This is a genomic window from Streptomyces sp. NPDC018029 (genome assembly GCF_044327655.1).
Taxonomy (GTDB): domain Bacteria; phylum Actinomycetota; class Actinomycetes; order Streptomycetales; family Streptomycetaceae; genus Streptomyces.
The window spans coordinates 500,156-517,817 of record NZ_JBIRFV010000003.1 but is presented as its reverse complement, the minus strand read 5'-3'; the positions used below and the strand labels follow the sequence as shown (position 1 = coordinate 517,817).

Here is a 17,662-nt window from a genome sequence, read left to right as displayed (position 1 = left end):
CCGGGGCTCGGGTGGCGGCGGGGCGGGGGCGCGGTCGGCGGCGGTCAGCCGGTCGGGGCGGGGCGCGGGCGGCGGTGGTCAGCCGGTCGGGGCGGCGGCGGCTTCCGGGTCGCGGTGGGGGTGATGCGCCCATACGCTCCGAAATGTGATGCCGCCCTCGCCGATGGCCGTGCGGGCAGCAGCGGCCGCGGTGGCCGTGCTGCTCGGCTGGTTCTCGTTGCTGAGTCCGTCGCCCGCGCTCGCCGAAGAACCGGTCACGCTCTCCCGCACGGGCCAGCTCACCGACCGTACGAACGCGCTCGAAGGACGTGAGGACGCGGCCGAGCAGGCCCTGGACCGGCTCTACGACGACCGCGGCGTGCAGCTCTTCGTCGTTTACGTACGTGACTTCTCCGGCCGCTCCCCGCAGAGCTGGGCCGACGCCACCGCCGACCGCAACGGCCTCGGGCTCGATGACGTACTGCTCGCCGTGGCCACGCACGACCGCCAGTTCGCGTACTCCGTGGACGAGGCTTCGCGGCTCACCGACGCACAGCTCCAGGACGTGGCGACCACCGCGATCCGGCCCGCCCTGCGCGAGAACGACTGGGCCGGGGCGGCCATCGGCGCGGCGGAGGGATACCGCGCGGTGCTCGCGGGGCGGCCCGTGCCCACCCCTTCGGTCACACCGGGCCCGGCCGACCCGGGCGGCGCCGGCTCCACGACCGGCGACCTCGTGCTGCCCGTCGCGGCGGCCTGCGCGGCCGGGATCGCGGCGACGGTCGCGTACAAGCGGCGCAGGAAGCGTGCCACCACCCGCACCACGCCCGGCGGGGGCGGGCCCCGCGACAAGGGCAAGGAGCTCGCGTCGCTCTCCGAGCTCGACAAGCAGAGCCGGCTCCTTCTCGTCGAGACCGACGACGCGATCCGCACCAGCACCGAAGAGCTCGGCTTCGCCACCGCGCAGTTCGGTGAGGAGGCGGCCAAGCCCTTCGGTGCGGCCCTCGCGTACGCGCAGGCCGAGCTGACCGCGGCGTTCCGGCTGCGCCAGGAGCTCGACGACGCCCACCCGGAGGACGACCCCACCAGGCGCCGCATGCTGGACGAGATCGTCGCGCGCTGCACGGAGGCGGGCCGCAGGCTGGACGCCGAGACCGCGGGCTTCGACGAGCTGCGCGCCTTGGAGAAGAACGCCCCGCAGGCCTTGGAGCACGCGGAGAGGGCCTTCCGGCAGGTCGAGGATCGTACCGGCGCCGCCAAGGACACGCTCGAAGACCTCCGCCGGAAGTACGCATCGACCGCCTCCACCGCCGTGCTCGGCCACGTCGAGCAGGCCAAGGACCGTCTGGCCTTCGCCGCCACCCAGCTCGCGCAGGCCCGGCAGAGCGTCGAGGGCGGCGAGAACGGCGCGGCCGCCGTCCACCTGCGGGCCGCCGAGGGCGCCGTGGACCAGGCCGGCACGTTCGTGGCCGCCGTCGACCGGGTGGCGGACGAGCTCGCGCTGGCGGCCGAGAAGCTGCCCGGTGCCCTCGCCGAGGCCGAGGCTGACCTCGCCGACGCGCACGGCGTCCTGGCCGGCACCGGGGAAGGGGTCTCCACGGCGGATCTGCGGGGCCGCGTGGCCCGCGCGGAGTCGGTCGTCGCGGACGTGCGCGGCCGGATGTCCGCGGGGCCCCACGACCCGATCGACGCCCTGCGCCGCGTCGAGGAGGCCGACACCGCACTCGACGAGGCACTCGCGGGGGCCCGTGAGCGCGAGGTCACCGACCGCCGCTCCCGGACCCTGCTCTCCCAGGCGCTGCTCACCGCGCGCAGCGCCGTCGGGGCGGCGACGGACTTCGTCACCACGCACCGCGGCGCCGTCGGCAGCGAGGCGAGGACCCGCCTCGCGGAGGCGGCACGGCATCTCGCACAGGCGGAGGCCGGCCAGGACGAGAACGCCACCGCCGCGCTCGCCGCGGCCCAGCGGGCGGACGGTCTTGCCCGGCAGGCGCAGCAGCTCGCCGAGCGCGACGTGCGGGGCTACGGCAACCCCTACGGCGGCTCTTACGGAGGCGGCTCGGGCGGGACCGGCGGCCGGGGCGGCGGCGTGGGCGGCGCGGTGCTCGGCGGGATCATCCTGGGCGAGCTCTTCGGAGGGGGCGGCCGCCGAGGCGGTGGCTACGGAGGGGGCGGTTTCGGCGGCGGTGGCTACGGAGGCGGTGGTCCCGGCAGCTTCGGTGGCGGCGGCACGCGGGGGCGCAGGGGCGGGGGCGGCAGGTTCTGAACCCGTCGGCAATCAGCGGCAACGTCCGTACGTACGAGATCCAGGAGTTCAAGGCCATGACGAAGCAGACCATCCTCGGCCGTGTCGCCCAGCTCGCCAAGGCGAACATCAACGCGCTCCTCGACGAGGCCGAGGACCCGCAGAAGATGATCGACCAGCTGATCCGTGACTACTCGAACAACATCAGGGAGGCCGAGGAGGCGGTCGCGACCACCATCGGCAATCTGCGGATGCTGGAGCAGGACCACAAGGCCGACCAGGACGCGGCCGTCGAGTGGGGCGGCAAGGCCCTCGCGGCGAGCAGGAAGGCGGACGAGCTGCGGGCGGCCGGGAGCGCCGCGGAGGCCGACACGTTCGACCGGCTCGCCAAGGTGGCGCTCGGGCGGCAGCTGCGGTCCGAGCGGGAGGCGAAGGACGCCGAGCCGACGATCGCCTCGCAGAGCGAGGTCGTGGAGAAGCTGAAGTCCGGGCTCGACCGGATGAAGACGAAGCTGTCCGACCTGGAGTCGCGGCGCGATCAGTTGGTGGCCCGCGCCAAGACCGCGCAGGCACAGAACCAGATGCTGGACGCGGCCAGGAACATCGACGTCCTGGACCCGACGAGCGAGTTGAGCCGCTTCGAGGACAAGGTGCGGCGCGAGGAGGCGCGGGCGCTCGGCAAGCAGGAGCTGGCCGCGTCCTCGCTCGACTCGCAGTTCGAGGAGCTGGACAGCCTGGGCGACGAGGCGGAGGTCACCGCCCGCCTCGCCGCTCTCAAAGCGACCACGTGAGCCCTTCCCGAGGACGTCGCGTCAGAACAGGCTGAGCAGCGCCTCCGCCGCGTCCATCGGCTCCGCGTCACCGTCGGGCAGGGCCAGTTCGAACCACACCGTCTTGCCGCGCGGTGTCCTGCGCGAGCCCCACGCGGCGCTGAGCAACCCCACGAGCTGGAGGCCGCGCCCGCCCTCGTCGGTGTCCCGCGCCCGGCGCCGGCGCGGCTGGACGAAGCTGGCGTCCCACACCTCGCAGACCAGCGTGCGGTCCAGCAGGAGGCGCAGCCTGATGTCGCCGTCGCCGTACCGCAGGGCGTTGGTGACGAGCTCGCTGACCAGCAGTTCCGCCGTGTCGCAGAGCCGCTCCAGGTCCCAGTCGCGCAGCTGGTCGCAGGCCAGTTCGCGGGCGCGGCCGACGGATTTGAGGTCGCGCGGCAGCGTCCAGTCGCCGACGTGCTCGGCGGGCAGCCCCTGGACGCGCGCCATGAGGAGGGCGATGTCGTCCTCTCCGTGGTGGGTGTCGAGGGTGTTCAGGACGTGGTCGCAGACGTCCTCCAGGGCGGGCGGGGCGTCGTTGAGTGCGCGTACGAACGCGTTCAGGCCCTCGTCCAGGGAGTGGTCGCGGGATTCGACGAGGCCGTCGGTGTAGAGCGCGAGGAGGGCGCCCTCGGGCAGTTCGACCTCGACGTCCTCGAAGGGCTCGCCGCCGACGCCGAGCGGCAGGCCCGGGGGTACGTCGAGCATGAGCGCGGACTCGCCGGGTTCGACGAGGACGGGCGGCAGGTGGCCCGCGTTGGCGAAGGTGCAGCGGCGCGTGACGGCGTCGTAGACCGCGTAGACACAGGTGGCGAGGTAGACCTCGCTGAGGTCCGCGTCCGCCGCCTTGCGGGCCGCGCGGCTGGACTGCTGGGGCCCCGCGGGGTTGCCGAGGCCGCGCGCGATCTCGTCGAGGGCGGAGAGCACCTCGGCGGGTTCCAGGTCGAGGAGCGCCAGGGTGCGGACGGCGGTGCGCAGCTCCCCCATGGCGACGGCGGCGCGCAGGCCGCGGCCCATGACGTCGCCGACGACGAGGGCGGTGCGGTGGCCCGGCAGTTCGATGACGTCGAACCAGTCGCCGCCGACCTCGGTCGCGGCGTTGCCCGGCAGATAGCGGCAGGCGATGTCGAGGCCGGACGCCTCGGGGTCACCGGGCGGCAGCAGGGATCGTTGCAGTATCAGCGCGCGCTCGTGCTCGCGGCGGTAGAGGCGGGCGTTGTCGATGCAGACGGCGGCGCGGGCGGCCAGTTCCACGGCGAGTGCCCGGTCGCGCTCGCCGAAGGGTTCGCTGCCCTTCGTACGGGAGAACTGGGCGAGGCCGACCACGGTGTCGTGGGCGACCATCGGCACGGCGAGCGTCGACTGGACGAGGCCGCGGGTGAGACGGCTCGCGGAGTCGTCGTCCTCCCCGGTGATCAGCCGGGGGCGGGCGGTGCGCAGGGCGTCGGCGCAGGGCGACGCGAATCCGAACCGGTGTACGGCGCCGACGTCCATGGGCCCGGCACCGGTCGGGAACGGGGCGTCGGCGACGGCGCTCGCGAAGGCCACCCGGCGCAGTTCCGCGCTGCCGTCGGCGAGTCCCGGGGGTGTCTCGTCGCCGTCCAGGAGGCCTTGGTACAGGTCGACGGAGGCGAGGTCGCAGAAGCCGGGGACGGCGACGTCGAGCAGTTCCCTCGCGGTGGTCTCCAGGTCGAGGGAGTTGCCGATGCGGGCCCCGGCCTCGTTCAGGAGAGCCAGATTGCGCCGCGCGTGGGCGGCCTCGCGGGCGGCGGCGTGCCGCCGGGTGACGTCGGTGCCGAGTCCCGCGACGCCGATGGGGCGGCCCGAGCCGCTGTGCACGCGGTAGAGGTTGATGGACCAGTGCCTGCGGTCGCTGCTGCCGGGCGCGGGTCCCACTATCTGCATGTCCGTCACGGAATCGCCGGTTTCCAGGACCCGCTTCATGGCGGCGGACATGCGGTCGGCCTCGTGGCGCGGCAGGTAGTCGTGGACGGTGCGGCCGCGATGGTCCTCGACGCCGCCGCCGAAGACGTCGGCGAACCGGCGGTTGGCGCGCTGCACCTTCAGGTCCGTGCCGAAGAGCAGGAAGCCGAAGGGAGATTGGCCGAAAATGGCCTGCGAGGCGGCGAGGTCGGTCTCGATCTGCCGCAGCACCCGGACGTCGACGACGATGCAGACCGCGGCCCGCTCGCCCTCCTCGGTCTCGGTCGGCATGACGTAGACCTCGGCGATGCCTTCCGTGCCGGGCGCCATGCGGGATGCCGTGCCGGGCGCTGTGCGGGATGCCGTGCCAGGTGCCGTGCCGCGTCCTTCGGCGCCGTCCCCGTCGGGCACCCGGAAGGGGACGACGCCCGTCCACTCCCGTCCGTCGAGGATCTCCGCCATCTTGCGGTGACCGCCGGCGCGCAGCTCGGGCGGCACGAAGGCCTCGATGGGGTCCTTGCCGACCGCGTCCCGCGCGGCCACGCCGAACAGCCGCTCGGCGCGCACGCTCCACTGGTCGACAAGCCCGTCAGCGCCGATCGAGAACGAGGCGACCTTGATGTAGTCGTAGATCGAACCGGGTGGGTCGCTCTGCCACGTCTCGTCGGTCGACGGACCGTCGCTCTCCGTCGCCTTCGCTGGTATCTCGCTCACGCGAACCGTCCCCTCCAGCTCACCGCGTCCGGCACCGGTCACCGCATACGGCTGACCGCAGTATCCAGCACTACGGTGCCGCGCCACACGGCGTTCACGATCACAGCACGGACTCGACGCTTTTTGGCCCGTGCCGCCCTTGTGCAGGACGTCTGTCGCACACTGCCAGTCTTCTAACCCGGCAACGCCAGCTCGAACCACACCGTCTTCCCCGTTCTGCCCGTACGACCCGGGCGTGTCCCCCAGCGCCGCGACGAGCGGGAGACCAGCTGGAGGCCGCGGCCGCCCTCGTCGTCGAGGGCGGCGATGCGCTCCAGGGGCGGGTCGGGGAGCGGGTCGGACACCTCGACGAGGAGGGTGCCGAGGGGGTCCACGGGGCGTACGAGACGTACGCCGATGGGCCCGGAGGCATGGCGCAGGGAGTTGGTCACCAGCTCGCTCACGAGCAACACGGTGACGTCGCCGAGGGATCCGAGGCCCCAGTCGGCGAGCTGTGCGCGGACGACGGTGCGTGCGGTGCGGACGGCGCCGGGATCAGCGGGGAAGGCCCACTCGGCGCAGTCGCCTTCGGTGTCGATCACGCCGATCACTTCCAGACCAGTAGCTGAACCCGTCCGGTTTCATGGGAATAGTGGGCATATACCCGATATCGGGGCTCATTTACCGCGCACCGGGGCGCACTGTGGCACGAACGGCTCGAACGGCGTAGGCGGGTCGTGGGCGAGCTTCAGATGGCGGGGTTCAGGAGGCGGCGTGCGCGTGGGCGAGTGTCGCCGTGACGGCGGGCACGTCCGCGGTCAGCCAGTCCACGGACCAGACCTGGTCGGGGGCGAGCCAGCGCAGCTCGTCGTGGTCCTCCAGGGGCCGGGGCTCGCCGGAGAGAAGCCGGGCGGTCCACACCCGCAGGACGTACCCCTTGGCGAGCGGCCACTCCCCCGGCACCCGGCCGGTCGGTTCGGCGTCGACGCCCAGTTCCTCGCGGAGCTCGCGCACCAGCGCGTCCTCGCACCGCTCGCCGGGCTCGACCTTGCCGCCGGGCAGCTCCCAGCCGCCCGCGAGTTCGGGGGGCGCGCTGCGCCGCGCGGCGAGCAGGCGTCCGTCGTCGTACAGGGCGGCGCCCACCACAATGCGTTCGTTCATGCCGCGGAGCCTAATGGGGCGTCCACTGCCGCCCGCCGTCCGCTGTTCTCCGCCGCTACCGCTACCGGCTATCGCCCGCTGCCGTTCGCACTCAGCTTCTCGACCGAGTAGAGCTGCTTGTGCCCGCGGTCGTCGAGGCGGTCCGCGATGCGCTGGGCCTCGGCCTTCGTCGCGTACCTGCCGACGCGGTAGCGGTTGCCGTTGTCGTCCTGCCGTATCACGAACCAGGGCAGCAGGACCGTGCCGTCATTCATCGCGCCCCTCCGTTCGCCACCCCCGGCGCGCCCCACGCCTCGATCAGTAAGGAAACCGCAATCCGCATATGCCCGAGCCTACGCCCGACCTTTACGCAGCGGATACGGCTTTGCACAAAGAGGTACGCGCGAGGGCCGCTATCGGCCAACGCCCGGCAAACAGCAGGGGGCGCATCCTTGGGATGCGCCCCCTGGGGCACGGCACGGATCGCCCCACCGGGGAAAGCCGGTAGGGCCGGGGCGGGTCACTTCACGGGCAGGCGGTACGCGATCTCGTAGCGGTCGGCGGGCACCACGATGTCGGCCGTCTCGACCGGGCGGCCCGACGCGTAATACGTGCGGTGGACGACGAGGACCACGTGGCCGGGGACGCCGCCGAGTGCCGTGAGCTCCTCGGCCAGGCCGGGGCGGGCGCCGACCTCCTCCGCGACGTTGTCCACGATGATGTCGATGGCGGCCATCCGGTCGACCACGCCGCAGCCGCCGAGCGGGCCCTCCTCGGGGAGCATGACGGGGGTGCGCCCGGTGATGGCGAGGGGCTCCCAGGAGGTGGAGAGCATCATGGCCTCACCGGCGTCCCGGAAGACGTACCGGGTGCACATCACGCGGTCGCCCGCGCGGATGGCGAGCCGCTCGGCGATCGCGGCGCCGGCCTCGGTCTGCTCGCTGCGGGACTCCCAGGTGCCGCGCACGCCGTCGGCGGCCTGCTCCTGGCGGAAGGGGGTCGAACCGCCGTTCGCCGCGCGGTAGCCCGTGCGGGCGATCTTGCGGGGGACGGGGCGCTCGCGCACATAGGTGCCGGAACCGGAGCGCCCCTCGACCAGGCCCTCGGCCATCAGGACCTTGCGCGCCTCCAGGGCGACCGTGTCCGATACGCCGTACTCCTCGCGGATTCTCGCCTGTGAGGGAAGACGCGTGCGCGGCGGCAGGGAGCCGTCGGCGATCTTCTTGCGGAGATCACCCGCGACCCGCAGATACGCCGGCTGCTCGCCGAAAGTCACTGGCCACTCCCATCAGGTTGACAGACAGCAACAGCCTGGCAACCGTGGGTTGTTGCATGCAACCCAAGGCCAAGGAATCACTCGAAGTGATGATTTCTGCTGGCGCAGGTCTTTACGCAGGACCTTTCCCCAGATATGGCGGGTGATCAACATCCCCGAGGAAACGTTCTGTCGCCGCCCGGGCGATCTGACTCCCCCAGCCGCCCCAGTTCACGTCGAAACAGTGGTCGGCCCACGGGAGTTCGACGTACGTCGCCGGGGCACCGGCCTCCCGCAGACGCCGGGCCAAGTCGCGCGCCTGCGCCACCGGCACCGCCCGGTCCGCGCTCCCGTGCAGCAGCAGCGTCGGCGGCACGTCGCCCCGGACGAGACGGGCGGGCGAGCCGAGGCGGTAGCGGGCGGGGGCGGACGCGACCGAACCGCCCATCAGGGCCGGGATCATGGGGTCGCGGCGCAGCGCGGTGCCGGCGATCAACTGCCGCATGTCGGTGGGCCCGTAGAGCGAGATCACTCCCGACACCGAACTGTCGCGGACCGCGCAGGAGGGCGGCACCCGGCCGTCGCCCTCGGTGTAGGCGGCGGCGAGCGCGAGGTTGCCGCCCGCCGAACTGCCCGCGAGAAGCAGGCGGTCGGGGTCGACGCCGTACACGCGCGCGTGCCGCCGCACCCAGCCGACCGCGCACTTCACGTCCCCGATCTGGTCGAGCTGGGTACCCCGTGGCGCGAGCCGGTAGTCGATGTCGAAGACGTACCAGCCGCGCGCGTTGAACCACCGGTTCCACTCGGGGGTCTGACTGCGGTGGCCCTTGTTCCAGCCGCCGCCGTGCACCCACACGACGGCGGGCCGCCGCTCCCCGGACCGCCCGGGCGGCGCCCAGAGGTCCAGCGTCAACTGCTGCCCCTTCGTGCGGTGCGCCCCGTGGCCGCGCCCCACGCGCGCGTACGTGAGCGTTCGCGCCCGGTCGGGCACCTTGGCGTAGTTGACGCCGTCGAAGTACCGCGTGGGGGCGAGCCGTTGCCCCTGGCGCTCCGCGAGGCCGTACGCGGCGGCGTACGGCATCACTCCGTAGACGAGGGCCGCGAAGGAGGCGAGCGCGGCGAGCCCCGCGCACCAGGGGTGCCGCCGGCCGGCGCACGCGGCGGCGGCGAGCCCCAGCAGGCCGGGCGGCAGCAGCACGAGACCCCAGGAGGTGATCGCGGCCGCGACGAGCACCAGGAGAGGGATGCGGGGCAGGGGGGCGGCGACGAGGACGGCGAGTGCCGCGTTCAGCAGACCGGCGGCCAGGAGCAGGACCCGGGTCACGGCGGGCGGCGGCACGGCGGGCATCACACCGAAGAACTATCACAGAAGCGGACAAAATCCCCTCAGGGTGTCCGCCTCGGAGAGGGGCACCGCTACGGGGTCACCGCGGCGAGGGGTCACACCGCCCCGGAGAGGGTCACACCGCCTCGCCCTCGCCGTGGTCCTCGCCGAGCCCGGACTCCGCGCCGTCCTCCGGAGTGGCGTCGCGGGGCGAAGTGGTCGCCAGGCCGAGGGACTTGCGCACCGCGATGGCGTTCTTCTCGCCGAGCTGCTGAAGGCCCGCTACGTAGTGGTCGTTGAAGGTGTCGGCGTCGGTGGCCCCGGCGGCCTTCGCCCATTCCTTGCGGGCCTTGCCGGTCTCGGTGACGAGCGCGTCGACGTGGCCTTGCGCCGCCTTCGGCCAGTCGTGCGCGCGCAGCCGCCGCGCCCGTTCGGCGAGGCCCTTGTCGACGCGGGAGGCCCACTTCTTGTGCCCTTCGAGGTCGTCCTCGACCCGCTCCGCCGCGGGCTCCGAGAGGTACGCCTCGTCGAAGGCGCGGTCCGCCTTCACGTACGCGAGCTGGTCGGCGTCGAGCGTCGTCGCGTCGCGGCGCAGGGACCCCTTCAGCGGATGCTTCGGATCGGCGGCTCCGAAGAGACAGGTGATGTGGCGGTCACCCTGGCGCCAAGTGGTGCGGTCGGGCACGAAGTAGTAGAGCTCGGCGTCGCCGAAGTCGGTCCAGCTGTCCTGGACGTAGGACCACTGGAGGTCGGTGCACTCGGCCGTGGCGCGGTCGACGAGCGCGTCGTCCCCCGGGTAGCTCGTGTCGCTCACGCGGAACGACGCGAAGACCTCACCGTCGTGGCGCCCGGCGCACGGGACCTCGTCGACCTGGAAGGCGTACCGCATCGAGTCGAGCTTCCCGTCGGGCGCGTCGAAGCAGCCGCCCTTGTCGACCGGGAAGGCGCCGGCGCCCTGCCGGGAGTCGCGCGCCGCCTCCTTGAAGCCCTCGACAAATTCCCGGGCGCCGCCCGTGGCGACGGCGAGGACCAGCAGCAGGATGCCGATCGCGGAGAGGATGCTGCCCGCGATCGCCATGCCCTTGCCGCGCTCGCCCTTCTTCTTGATCTGCGCGAGCGCGACGAGGCCGAGGACCAGGCCGACGGCGGGCACGCAGCAGAGGAGGCCGCAGACCAGGGAGGCGATCGCGAAGCCGTTCACCTGCGGCTTGGCGTACGGGGAGTACGGCCCGGGCCACTGCTGGTACGGGGCGTGCCCGGGCGGCGGCCACGGGGGCCCCTGTTGCCCCTGCTGCCACGGGGGTACTTGCTGCCCCTGCTGCCACGGCTGTTGCCCCGGCGGGGGCGCGTACGGGCCGGGCGGCGGCGGTATGTCCACGGGTAGCGTGCTCCTGAATTCATGGGCGGGCGGTGCGGAGAGCTTGGCGCATCGTAATCGGGGGCAGGGGAGAAAAGGTAATGCGACGGCAAACCTCGACAACTCGGGCAGTGATACGGGTTGTCAACGACCTGACCTCGCGGTGGGCGGCGACGGCGGCCGCCGACCGCGGCACCGTCTTCTCGGCGCCCGGTGTCTGGCCCCTCCTCGCGTTCCTCGCGGACGGCGCCGACGGCGCGGCCCGCACGGAGCTCGCGGACGCGGTGGGGCTGCCGGCCGACGAAGCGGCGGCGGGCGCACGGGAGTTGCTGGCCGCGATGGACCGCGTACGGGGCCTGGACGCGGCCCTCGGCCTGTGGACCAAGCGCACCCTGACCCTGCGGCGAGCGTGGCGAGACGGCGTGCCGGTGGACGCGCTGGGCGTGCTGACCGGTGACCCGGAGAAGGACGGGGCGGCGCTCGACGCGTGGGCGGCGGAGCGGACGGGCGGCCAGATCCGGCGGATGCCGGTCCGTCCGGACAAGGACACCGACTTCGCCCTGGCGAGCGCGCTGGCCCTGCGGACCGAGTGGCTACGGCCCTTCAGGGACTGCGAGACGATTCCGGAAACGGGACCGTGGCGGGACCGCCACCTGGCCGCCCTGCGCCGGTCGACGTCACTCCTGGACCGCGTCGGCGTGGCCCACACCCCCGCGGGCGCCGTGACCGAGCTGAAGGTGCTCGGCAACACCGGGATCGACGTCCATCTGCTCCTCGGCGAGGACCACATGGGCCCGGGGCAGGTGCTCGGCGCGGGCGTGGACGTCCTCGCGCGGAGGGTCGCGGTGGTGCCGGGGAATCAACTGCCGTACGGAGACGTGGGGCCGGGCCTGGAGGTGACCAGGGTGCGCTCCGAGTCCCCGCGGCCGCCGGCGCTGCACGTCACCACCGTGCCGTTCACGCTGACCGCTGAGCACGACCTGATGCAGCGGCACGAGCTGTTCGGCCTGACCTCGGCGAGGGACGCGACGCACGGCCAATTCCCCGGGATCGCGGCGGAGCCCCTGGCGCTCCAGAGCGGCTCGCAGACGGCGACGGCGACGTTTGGCGCGCGGGGCTTCCGGGCCGCGGCCGTCACGGTGTTCATGGCGATCGGCGCGGGCATGCCCGAGGAGCGCTACGTCACCACCGACGTGGACGCCACCTTCGACCGCCCCTTCGGCTTCCTCGCCGTCCACCGCACCTCGCGCCTCGTCCTCGCGGCGGGCTGGGTCACGGACCCGGAGCCGTACCGCGAGGACGAGGACCACTGACTCACGTACTCACAAGCTCTGCTGCTTCTCCCGGTGTCAGAACTGCAGGCTCCAGGAGTCGATCTTCCCGGTGTCCTGGGCCGCGTTGTCGCTGACCCGCAGCTTCCACGTGCCGTTGGCCGTCTCCGAGGAGGCGTTCACGGTGTACGTGGTGTTGATGTTGTCCGTGCTGCCGCCGGTGCCGTAGCCCTTGAGGGTGTAGGCGGTTCCGTCGGGGGCGATCAGCTGGACCTGGAGGTCACCGATGTACGTGTGCTGGATGGTCACCGGCACGCTCAGGGCGGCGGGCGCGTTGCCCGGGACCTCGGTCACGGTCACCGGGGACTCGGCCGTGGCGTTGTCCCGGATCGGGTAGTCCGTGTCGTTCGTGAACTTCTTGCCCGGCGGGTTGGTCGAACCCCCGGTGACGTTCAGGAGCCGGTTGGGCGAGCCCGTGCCCGGGCTGGTGACGACGCCCGTCGAGGACGCGCTGACGAGGGCCGAGGAGACCTGCGCCGGGGTCGACGACGGGTTCTGGCCGAGGTAGATCGCGGCCGCGCCCGCGACGTGCGGGGAGGCCATCGACGTACCGGAGATGGTGTTGGTGGCGCTGTCGCTGGAGTTCCACGTCGAGGTGATCGAGGAGCCCGGGGCGAAGATGTCGAGGATGCTGCCGTAGTTCGAGTAGCTCGCCCTCGCGTCGGTGCTGGTCGTGGCACCGACGGTGATGGCCTCCGCCACGCGCGCGGGCGACTTGGTCGACGCGTCCGTCGACTCGTTGCCCGCCGCCACGGCGTAGGTGATGCCGGACGCGATGGAGTTGCGCACCGCCGTGTCGAGCGCGCTGTCGGCGCCACCGCCGAGCGACATGTTGGCGACGGCGGGCTTGACCGCGTTCTTGGTGACCCAGTCGATGCCCGCGACGACCTGCGCCGTGGTGCCCGAGCCCTGGTTGTTCAGGACGCGGACGCCGACGATCTTGGCCTTCTTGGCGACGCCGTGCAGGGTGCCGGCGACGGTTCCGGCGACGTGCGTGCCGTGGCCGTGTCCGTCCTGCGCGGTGTTGTCGTTGTCGATGGCGTCGTAGCCGTAGGAGGCGCGGCCGCCGAAGTCGGTGTGGCTGATGCGGACGCCGGTGTCGATGACGTACGCGGTGACACCCTCGCCCGCGGAGTCCGGGTAGGTGTACTTCTGGTCCAGCGGCAGGGTCTTCTGGTCGATGCGGTCCAGGCCCCAGGACGGCGGGTTCGTCTGGGTCGCGGAGGCAGTGAACGTGCGGTTCTGGACGACCGTGTCGACCGCCGGGTCGGCCGCGAACTTCTTCGCCTCGGCCTCCGAGAGCTCGACCGCGTAGCCGTTGAGGGCCTTGTCGTAGGTCCGCTCGATCTTCGCGCCGTACTGCTTGGCGAGGGCCTTGCCCGCGGCGGAGCGGGCCTTCGGAGCGTCCTTGTCGAGGCTCACGATGTAGCTGTTCTTGATCACGCCGGGTGCGCCGGCGTTCTCGATCGTGCCTTCCGCCCGGTCCGGCTGGGCGTTCGCCGGGAGGGCGGAGACGACGCCGAGGGCGAGGGCCGCGACCGCTGTCGCGCTGATCCCGGCCAGTCTTCGGCGGTTATGACGCATCACTGCCATCTGAGGGGTCCTCCTCAATAGGTGGTGCGTTGGTGGGGGATTGGTGCCGTGGTGCCCACACTCGCGGGGACATGCGGCAGGGGCATGTCAATTCGACACGCCTGCTCTTGCCTCCGTCGGGACGAAAGATTGGCGGATCCATAGGAATCCCACAAGAGTCAGGACCGGACGTAACACGGTGGTCGGGCGCTGCGGTGACGCTCCCTCAGCAATAGCCCCGCACCCCTCTCGTCCCAGCTTCAACAACCGCCCCGGCTAGCCTGCCCGCATGACAGACGCGCCGGACGCCTCGACCGCCACGACCGCCCTGCCCGACTTCACCTGCCCGGCCGACGGAACGCGCGTCCCCGCGGGCACGCTCGCCTGGTCGTGCCCCACCTGCCGCGGCCCCCTCGACCTGGACTTCTCCCCCGTGCCCGCGCCCCTCGACGCCCTCGCCGGGCGGGTCAACTCCCTCTGGCGTTACGCGGAATGCCTGCCGCTCCCCGCCCCCGCGATCTCCCTCGGCGAGGGCCGCACGCCCCTCGTGCCGCTCGCGGGGCCGGTTTCGGCCAAGCTGGACTTCCTGATGCCGACGCTGTCCTTCAAGGATCGCGGGGCGGTCCTGCTCGCCGCCCTCGCGCAGCGTCTCCGCCCCGACCGGGTGATCGCCGACAGCAGCGGCAACGCGGGCACGGCCGTCGCCGCGTACTGCGCGCGTGCCGGGCTCGACTGCACCGTGTACGTCCCCGCGGGGACGTCGCCGAAGAAGCTGGAGCAGGTCCGGGCGCACGGGGCGCGCCTCAAAGCCGTCGAGGGCGGCCGCGAGTCGACGGCCCGCGCCGCGCGTGCCGCGGCCGATGAGCCGGGCACGTTCTACGCCTCGCACGTCCATAATCCCTACTTCCTCCACGGCACCAAGACCTACGTCCACGAACTCTGGGAGGACCTCGGCGGCCGCCTCCCCGACGCCCTCGTCCTCCCCGTCGGCAACGGCACGCTGCTGCTCGGCGCGGCCCTCGCGATCCAGGAGCTGTACGCGGCCGGGCTCCTCGCAGGGCGCCCCGCGCTGTACGCGGTGCAGTCCGCGGCGGTCGCGCCGCTGGCGGCGGCGTGGCGGGCGGGGGCGGAGGACCTGGTCGGTGCGGGTGAGCTGGTCGGCTCGGACGACTTGGCCGGCTCGGACGACCTGGCCGGCTCGGACGACCTGGTCGGCGAGACCCCGGTGGCGTCGACCCACGCGGAGGGCATCGCGATCCCCCGCCCGCTCCGCGCCCGCCAGATCCTGCGCGCGGTACGCGAGTCGGGCGGCGCCTTCCTGACGGTGACGGAGGACCGTCTCGTCGCGGCCCAGCGGGACCTGGCCGCGCGGGGGCTCTACGTCGAGTCGACGGGCGTGGCCTGCTGGGCGGCCGTACGGGACGGGGCGCTCGGGGAGCGGACGACGGTGGTGCCGCTGTGCGGGGCGGGGGTGAAGTCGGGGATGGCTGGAGGTCAGGGGTGACTGGAGGCCACGGGTGACTGGAGGTCATGGACGACTGGAGGTCACAGGTGACTGGAGTGAAGCCAGTGACGGCAGAGCGACATTGTTCCGGCCTCGATCGGCCGGATGCCGCCTGTGCACGGGTGTGAGCATGCCAATAGCGTGTGCGGCCTTCGGTCCTGGGGGGTCCCGTGAACGGTCTCCGTGCGGTGGTTGTCGGCCTTGTGATCGTGTGCGTCGCGTTCGTGTCACCGGCCGCGGCGGTGACACCGGGCTGGTCCGCGCTGCCGGTGCCGCCGGTGACGGCCCCGACGGTGACCGTGAAGGATCTCGCGGCCCGCGGGCCGGGCGACGCCTGGGCGAGCGGATACGAGCACGCCACCGACGGACTGCGGCCCATGCTGTACCGCTGGAACGGCACGGCGTGGAGCCGGGACACGACCTTCCCGGGCGCCGGGGACCCGGGCTGGCTCGGCGAGGTGCAGTTCGTCGGCGAAGAGGTGTGGATCTTCCAGAACAACCGCGAGGGCGCGGGCCAGATCCTGCGCCGCTCGGCGGACGGCTGGAGCGTGGTCCCGCTGCCGCAGACCATGTGGAACTACCAGGACTTCGCCGCGGTGCCGGGCGCCGCGTGGGTGGTCGGCGAGGACAACACGGGGCTGAAGGTGCTGCACTACGACGGCTCCCGCTGGACGACCCAATCCGTCCCGGACGGCGTGCACTTCGTGGCGGGGATCGCCGCGCGGACCGCCTCCGACGCCTGGGCGTGGGCGGACACCAGCACCGGGACGGCCATCCTGCGCTGGGACGGCACGGCGTGGCGGGACGCGGAGGTACCGCTCCCGGCCAACAGCAACGTGCACACGATCCTGCTCGAACGCTCCGACCGGACCACGATCAGCGGCACCCAATACACCGACGGCACCCAGAGCACGTACATCCTGACCTGGAACGGCCGCACCTGGCGCACCAGCAACCCACCGCTGGGCGACACCCACACCGAGGCGCTGGTGCGCGGCCCGGACGGCGCGCTGTGGCTGCCGGTGCGCAGCGACCGCGCGTTCCAGTCGAAGTACGCACGGCTGAACGGCTCCCGCACCACCTTCTCGTACGGCCCGGAACGCACGAACGCGATCAACGTCAAGCCGACGGCGCTGACGCGGGCCGGTTCCTCGCTGCTGTCCTTCGGGACCGTCGAGATCTACGGCTCGAAACCGAACCTGATGAGCGAGCGACTGCGGGCCATCTCATGACCGAGCGGCTGGGAGGCATCTGATGAGCGAGCGGCTGGGAAGGCCGACCATGGCACGCAGACTGCTCATCGCGGCCCTCGCCGTCGCCATGACGATCGTGACCGTCATGGCCTCGGCCGCGGCGGAACCCGGGTCCTGGCGGCACGTCCCGGTCCCCGCCGAGGTGCGCCCGCAGGCCGGGCTGAACGAGGCGGTGGCGTTCGGCCCCGACCGGGCGTGGGCGGTGGGCACCGACGCCGTCGGCCGCGAGGCGCCGGGCTTCCCGCTGCTGCTGCGCTGGGACGGAACGGCGTGGCAGCACCAGAAAGTGCCGGGCGGCGGCTGGCAAGGAGAACTGCTGTCCGTCTCGTCCGCCTCACCGACCGAGACCTGGGCGGTGGGCCGCGACACGGCGGGCGCCGCGCGCCTGCTCCGCTTCGACGGCAAGACCTGGCGCGAGAGCCGGGCACCGCGCGACGTCACGCTGACCAAGGTCGTGGCGGGCGGCGGCGATACCTGGCTGATCGGTTCGCGGCCCGGCGCGCAGGTGCTGCTGCGCAGGGACGGTTCCGGCTGGCAGGAGATGCCGGTGCCGCCGGGCTCCGTGTACGGCCTGCATGTCAAGGCGGCGGACGACGTCTGGGCCGCGGGCGACACCCACGCGGGCGCGGCCGTGTCGCACTGGGACGGCCAGGCGTGGGAGCAGACGACGGTGTTCGGCTTCCCGCGGTCGGCCGTGGGCAGCGTGTACGCGGCCTCCGACACGGAGGTGTGGGCGGGCGGCACGGCCGGCTTCGTCGGCGGCCCGGTCGGCAAGCCGATCCCACCGCTGCTGGTCCGCTTCGACGGCCAGGCGTGGAACCGGGTGACCGTCCCCACGGACTTCGGCTCGGTCACCTCACTGGTGCCGGCCCCGTCCGGCGAACTGGCCTGGGTCTCGGTGGCCCGCTCCCAGAAGTACGGCCCCCCGGGAAGCTGGCCGCCCTTCGTCTCGGGCCCGGACTTCCTCGCCTGGGACGGCCAGTCATTCACCGGCCACGAGGAACCACCGGTCCCCGGAGAAGGCGAATCCCAACGCCTGCACCTGACCCCGGTACCGGGCACGGAAACGGTGTGGTCGGTCGGCAGGGCCAACGGACCCGACGGCACGTTCGCGCCTCGCATCCTGCGCTTCGACTGACACAGCAACTCCAGTCGGCTTACAGGTCGTTGTCTCGATCGGGGACGCGCCTCTGAGATAGGCTTTTACTGCTGCGCACCTTCCCGGAGGGTACAAGGCGGAGTCCACGGTCCAGTCCTCTGGCTGTGAGTGACGAATG

General features: G+C 72.7%; 14 protein-coding genes. 6 read left to right on the top strand and 8 right to left on the bottom strand.

The genetic code is table 11. The annotated features are described in order from the left end of the window. Window positions 1–148 precede the first annotated feature (148 nt). Window positions 149–2,245 (top strand): TPM domain-containing protein, encoded by a 2,097-nt coding sequence (locus tag ACH4D5_RS11005; protein ID WP_398301430.1) that lies wholly within the window; start codon window positions 149–151, stop codon window positions 2,243–2,245. A 56-nt stretch (window positions 2,246–2,301) separates the two neighbouring features. Then, complete coding sequence (locus tag ACH4D5_RS11000; protein WP_398300791.1) at window positions 2,302–3,015, top strand: PspA/IM30 family protein; 714 nt, start codon at window positions 2,302–2,304, stop codon at window positions 3,013–3,015. 21 nt (window positions 3,016–3,036) lie between these two features. Here the strand turns inward: ACH4D5_RS11000 and ACH4D5_RS10995 are convergent, their stop codons facing one another. The 7 genes from ACH4D5_RS10995 to ACH4D5_RS10965 form a co-directional block, all read right to left on the bottom strand. Continuing rightward, on the bottom strand, window positions 3,037–5,670 hold the full coding sequence (locus tag ACH4D5_RS10995; RefSeq protein WP_398300789.1) for a SpoIIE family protein phosphatase: 2,634 nt from the start codon (window positions 5,668–5,670) through the stop codon (window positions 3,037–3,039). 173 nt (window positions 5,671–5,843) lie between these two features. Beyond that, entirely contained in the window at window positions 5,844–6,260 is a 417-nt protein-coding gene (locus ACH4D5_RS10990; RefSeq protein ID WP_398300787.1) for an ATP-binding protein, read from the bottom strand. Window positions 6,261–6,411: 151 nt separating this feature from the next. Continuing rightward, on the bottom strand, window positions 6,412–6,810 hold the full coding sequence (locus ACH4D5_RS10985; RefSeq protein ID WP_398300785.1) for a (deoxy)nucleoside triphosphate pyrophosphohydrolase: 399 nt from the start codon (window positions 6,808–6,810) through the stop codon (window positions 6,412–6,414). 68 nt (window positions 6,811–6,878) lie between these two features. Further along, on the bottom strand, window positions 6,879–7,064 hold the full coding sequence (locus ACH4D5_RS10980; RefSeq protein WP_398300783.1) for an SPOR domain-containing protein: 186 nt from the start codon (window positions 7,062–7,064) through the stop codon (window positions 6,879–6,881). Between the two features lie 245 nt (window positions 7,065–7,309). Beyond that, window positions 7,310–8,065, bottom strand: a complete 756-nt coding sequence (locus ACH4D5_RS10975) for a GntR family transcriptional regulator (RefSeq protein ID WP_398300781.1) — start codon at window positions 8,063–8,065, stop codon at window positions 7,310–7,312. A 112-nt stretch (window positions 8,066–8,177) separates the two neighbouring features. Then, window positions 8,178–9,392 (bottom strand): alpha/beta hydrolase fold domain-containing protein, encoded by a 1,215-nt coding sequence (locus ACH4D5_RS10970; protein ID WP_398301429.1) that lies wholly within the window; start codon window positions 9,390–9,392, stop codon window positions 8,178–8,180. Window positions 9,393–9,504: 112 nt separating this feature from the next. After that, window positions 9,505–10,746, bottom strand: a complete 1,242-nt coding sequence (locus tag ACH4D5_RS10965) for a DUF4190 domain-containing protein (protein ID WP_398300779.1) — start codon at window positions 10,744–10,746, stop codon at window positions 9,505–9,507. A gap of 80 nt (window positions 10,747–10,826) precedes the next feature. On the opposite strand from ACH4D5_RS10965, the gene ACH4D5_RS10960 reads away from it, so the two are divergent. Next, entirely contained in the window at window positions 10,827–12,038 is a 1,212-nt protein-coding gene (locus ACH4D5_RS10960; protein WP_398300777.1) for a serpin family protein, read from the top strand. 36 nt (window positions 12,039–12,074) lie between these two features. Here ACH4D5_RS10960 and ACH4D5_RS10955 read toward each other — a convergent pair whose 3' ends face one another. Further along, complete coding sequence (locus tag ACH4D5_RS10955) at window positions 12,075–13,649, bottom strand: S8 family peptidase (protein WP_398300775.1); 1,575 nt, start codon at window positions 13,647–13,649, stop codon at window positions 12,075–12,077. A 268-nt stretch (window positions 13,650–13,917) separates the two neighbouring features. Here ACH4D5_RS10955 and ACH4D5_RS10950 point away from each other — a divergent pair, with 268 nt between their 5' ends. The 3 genes from ACH4D5_RS10950 to ACH4D5_RS10940 all read left to right on the top strand — a co-directional run bounded on the left by ACH4D5_RS10950 (window position 13,918) and on the right by ACH4D5_RS10940 (window position 17,523). Then, window positions 13,918–15,132 carry a threonine synthase gene (locus tag ACH4D5_RS10950; RefSeq protein ID WP_398300773.1) on the top strand — a complete coding sequence of 405 codons (1,215 nt, stop codon included), beginning with the start codon at window positions 13,918–13,920 and terminating at the stop codon, window positions 15,130–15,132. Between the two features lie 170 nt (window positions 15,133–15,302). Then, the gene (locus ACH4D5_RS10945) at window positions 15,303–16,364 is read left to right on the top strand and encodes a hypothetical protein (protein WP_398300771.1); all 1,062 of its coding nucleotides are present in this window, start codon (window positions 15,303–15,305) and stop codon (window positions 16,362–16,364) included. A 22-nt stretch (window positions 16,365–16,386) separates the two neighbouring features. Further along, window positions 16,387–17,523, top strand: coding sequence for a hypothetical protein (locus ACH4D5_RS10940; protein ID WP_398300769.1), 1,137 nt, complete (start codon window positions 16,387–16,389; stop codon window positions 17,521–17,523). The last annotated feature ends 139 nt before the right edge of the window (window positions 17,524–17,662 follow it).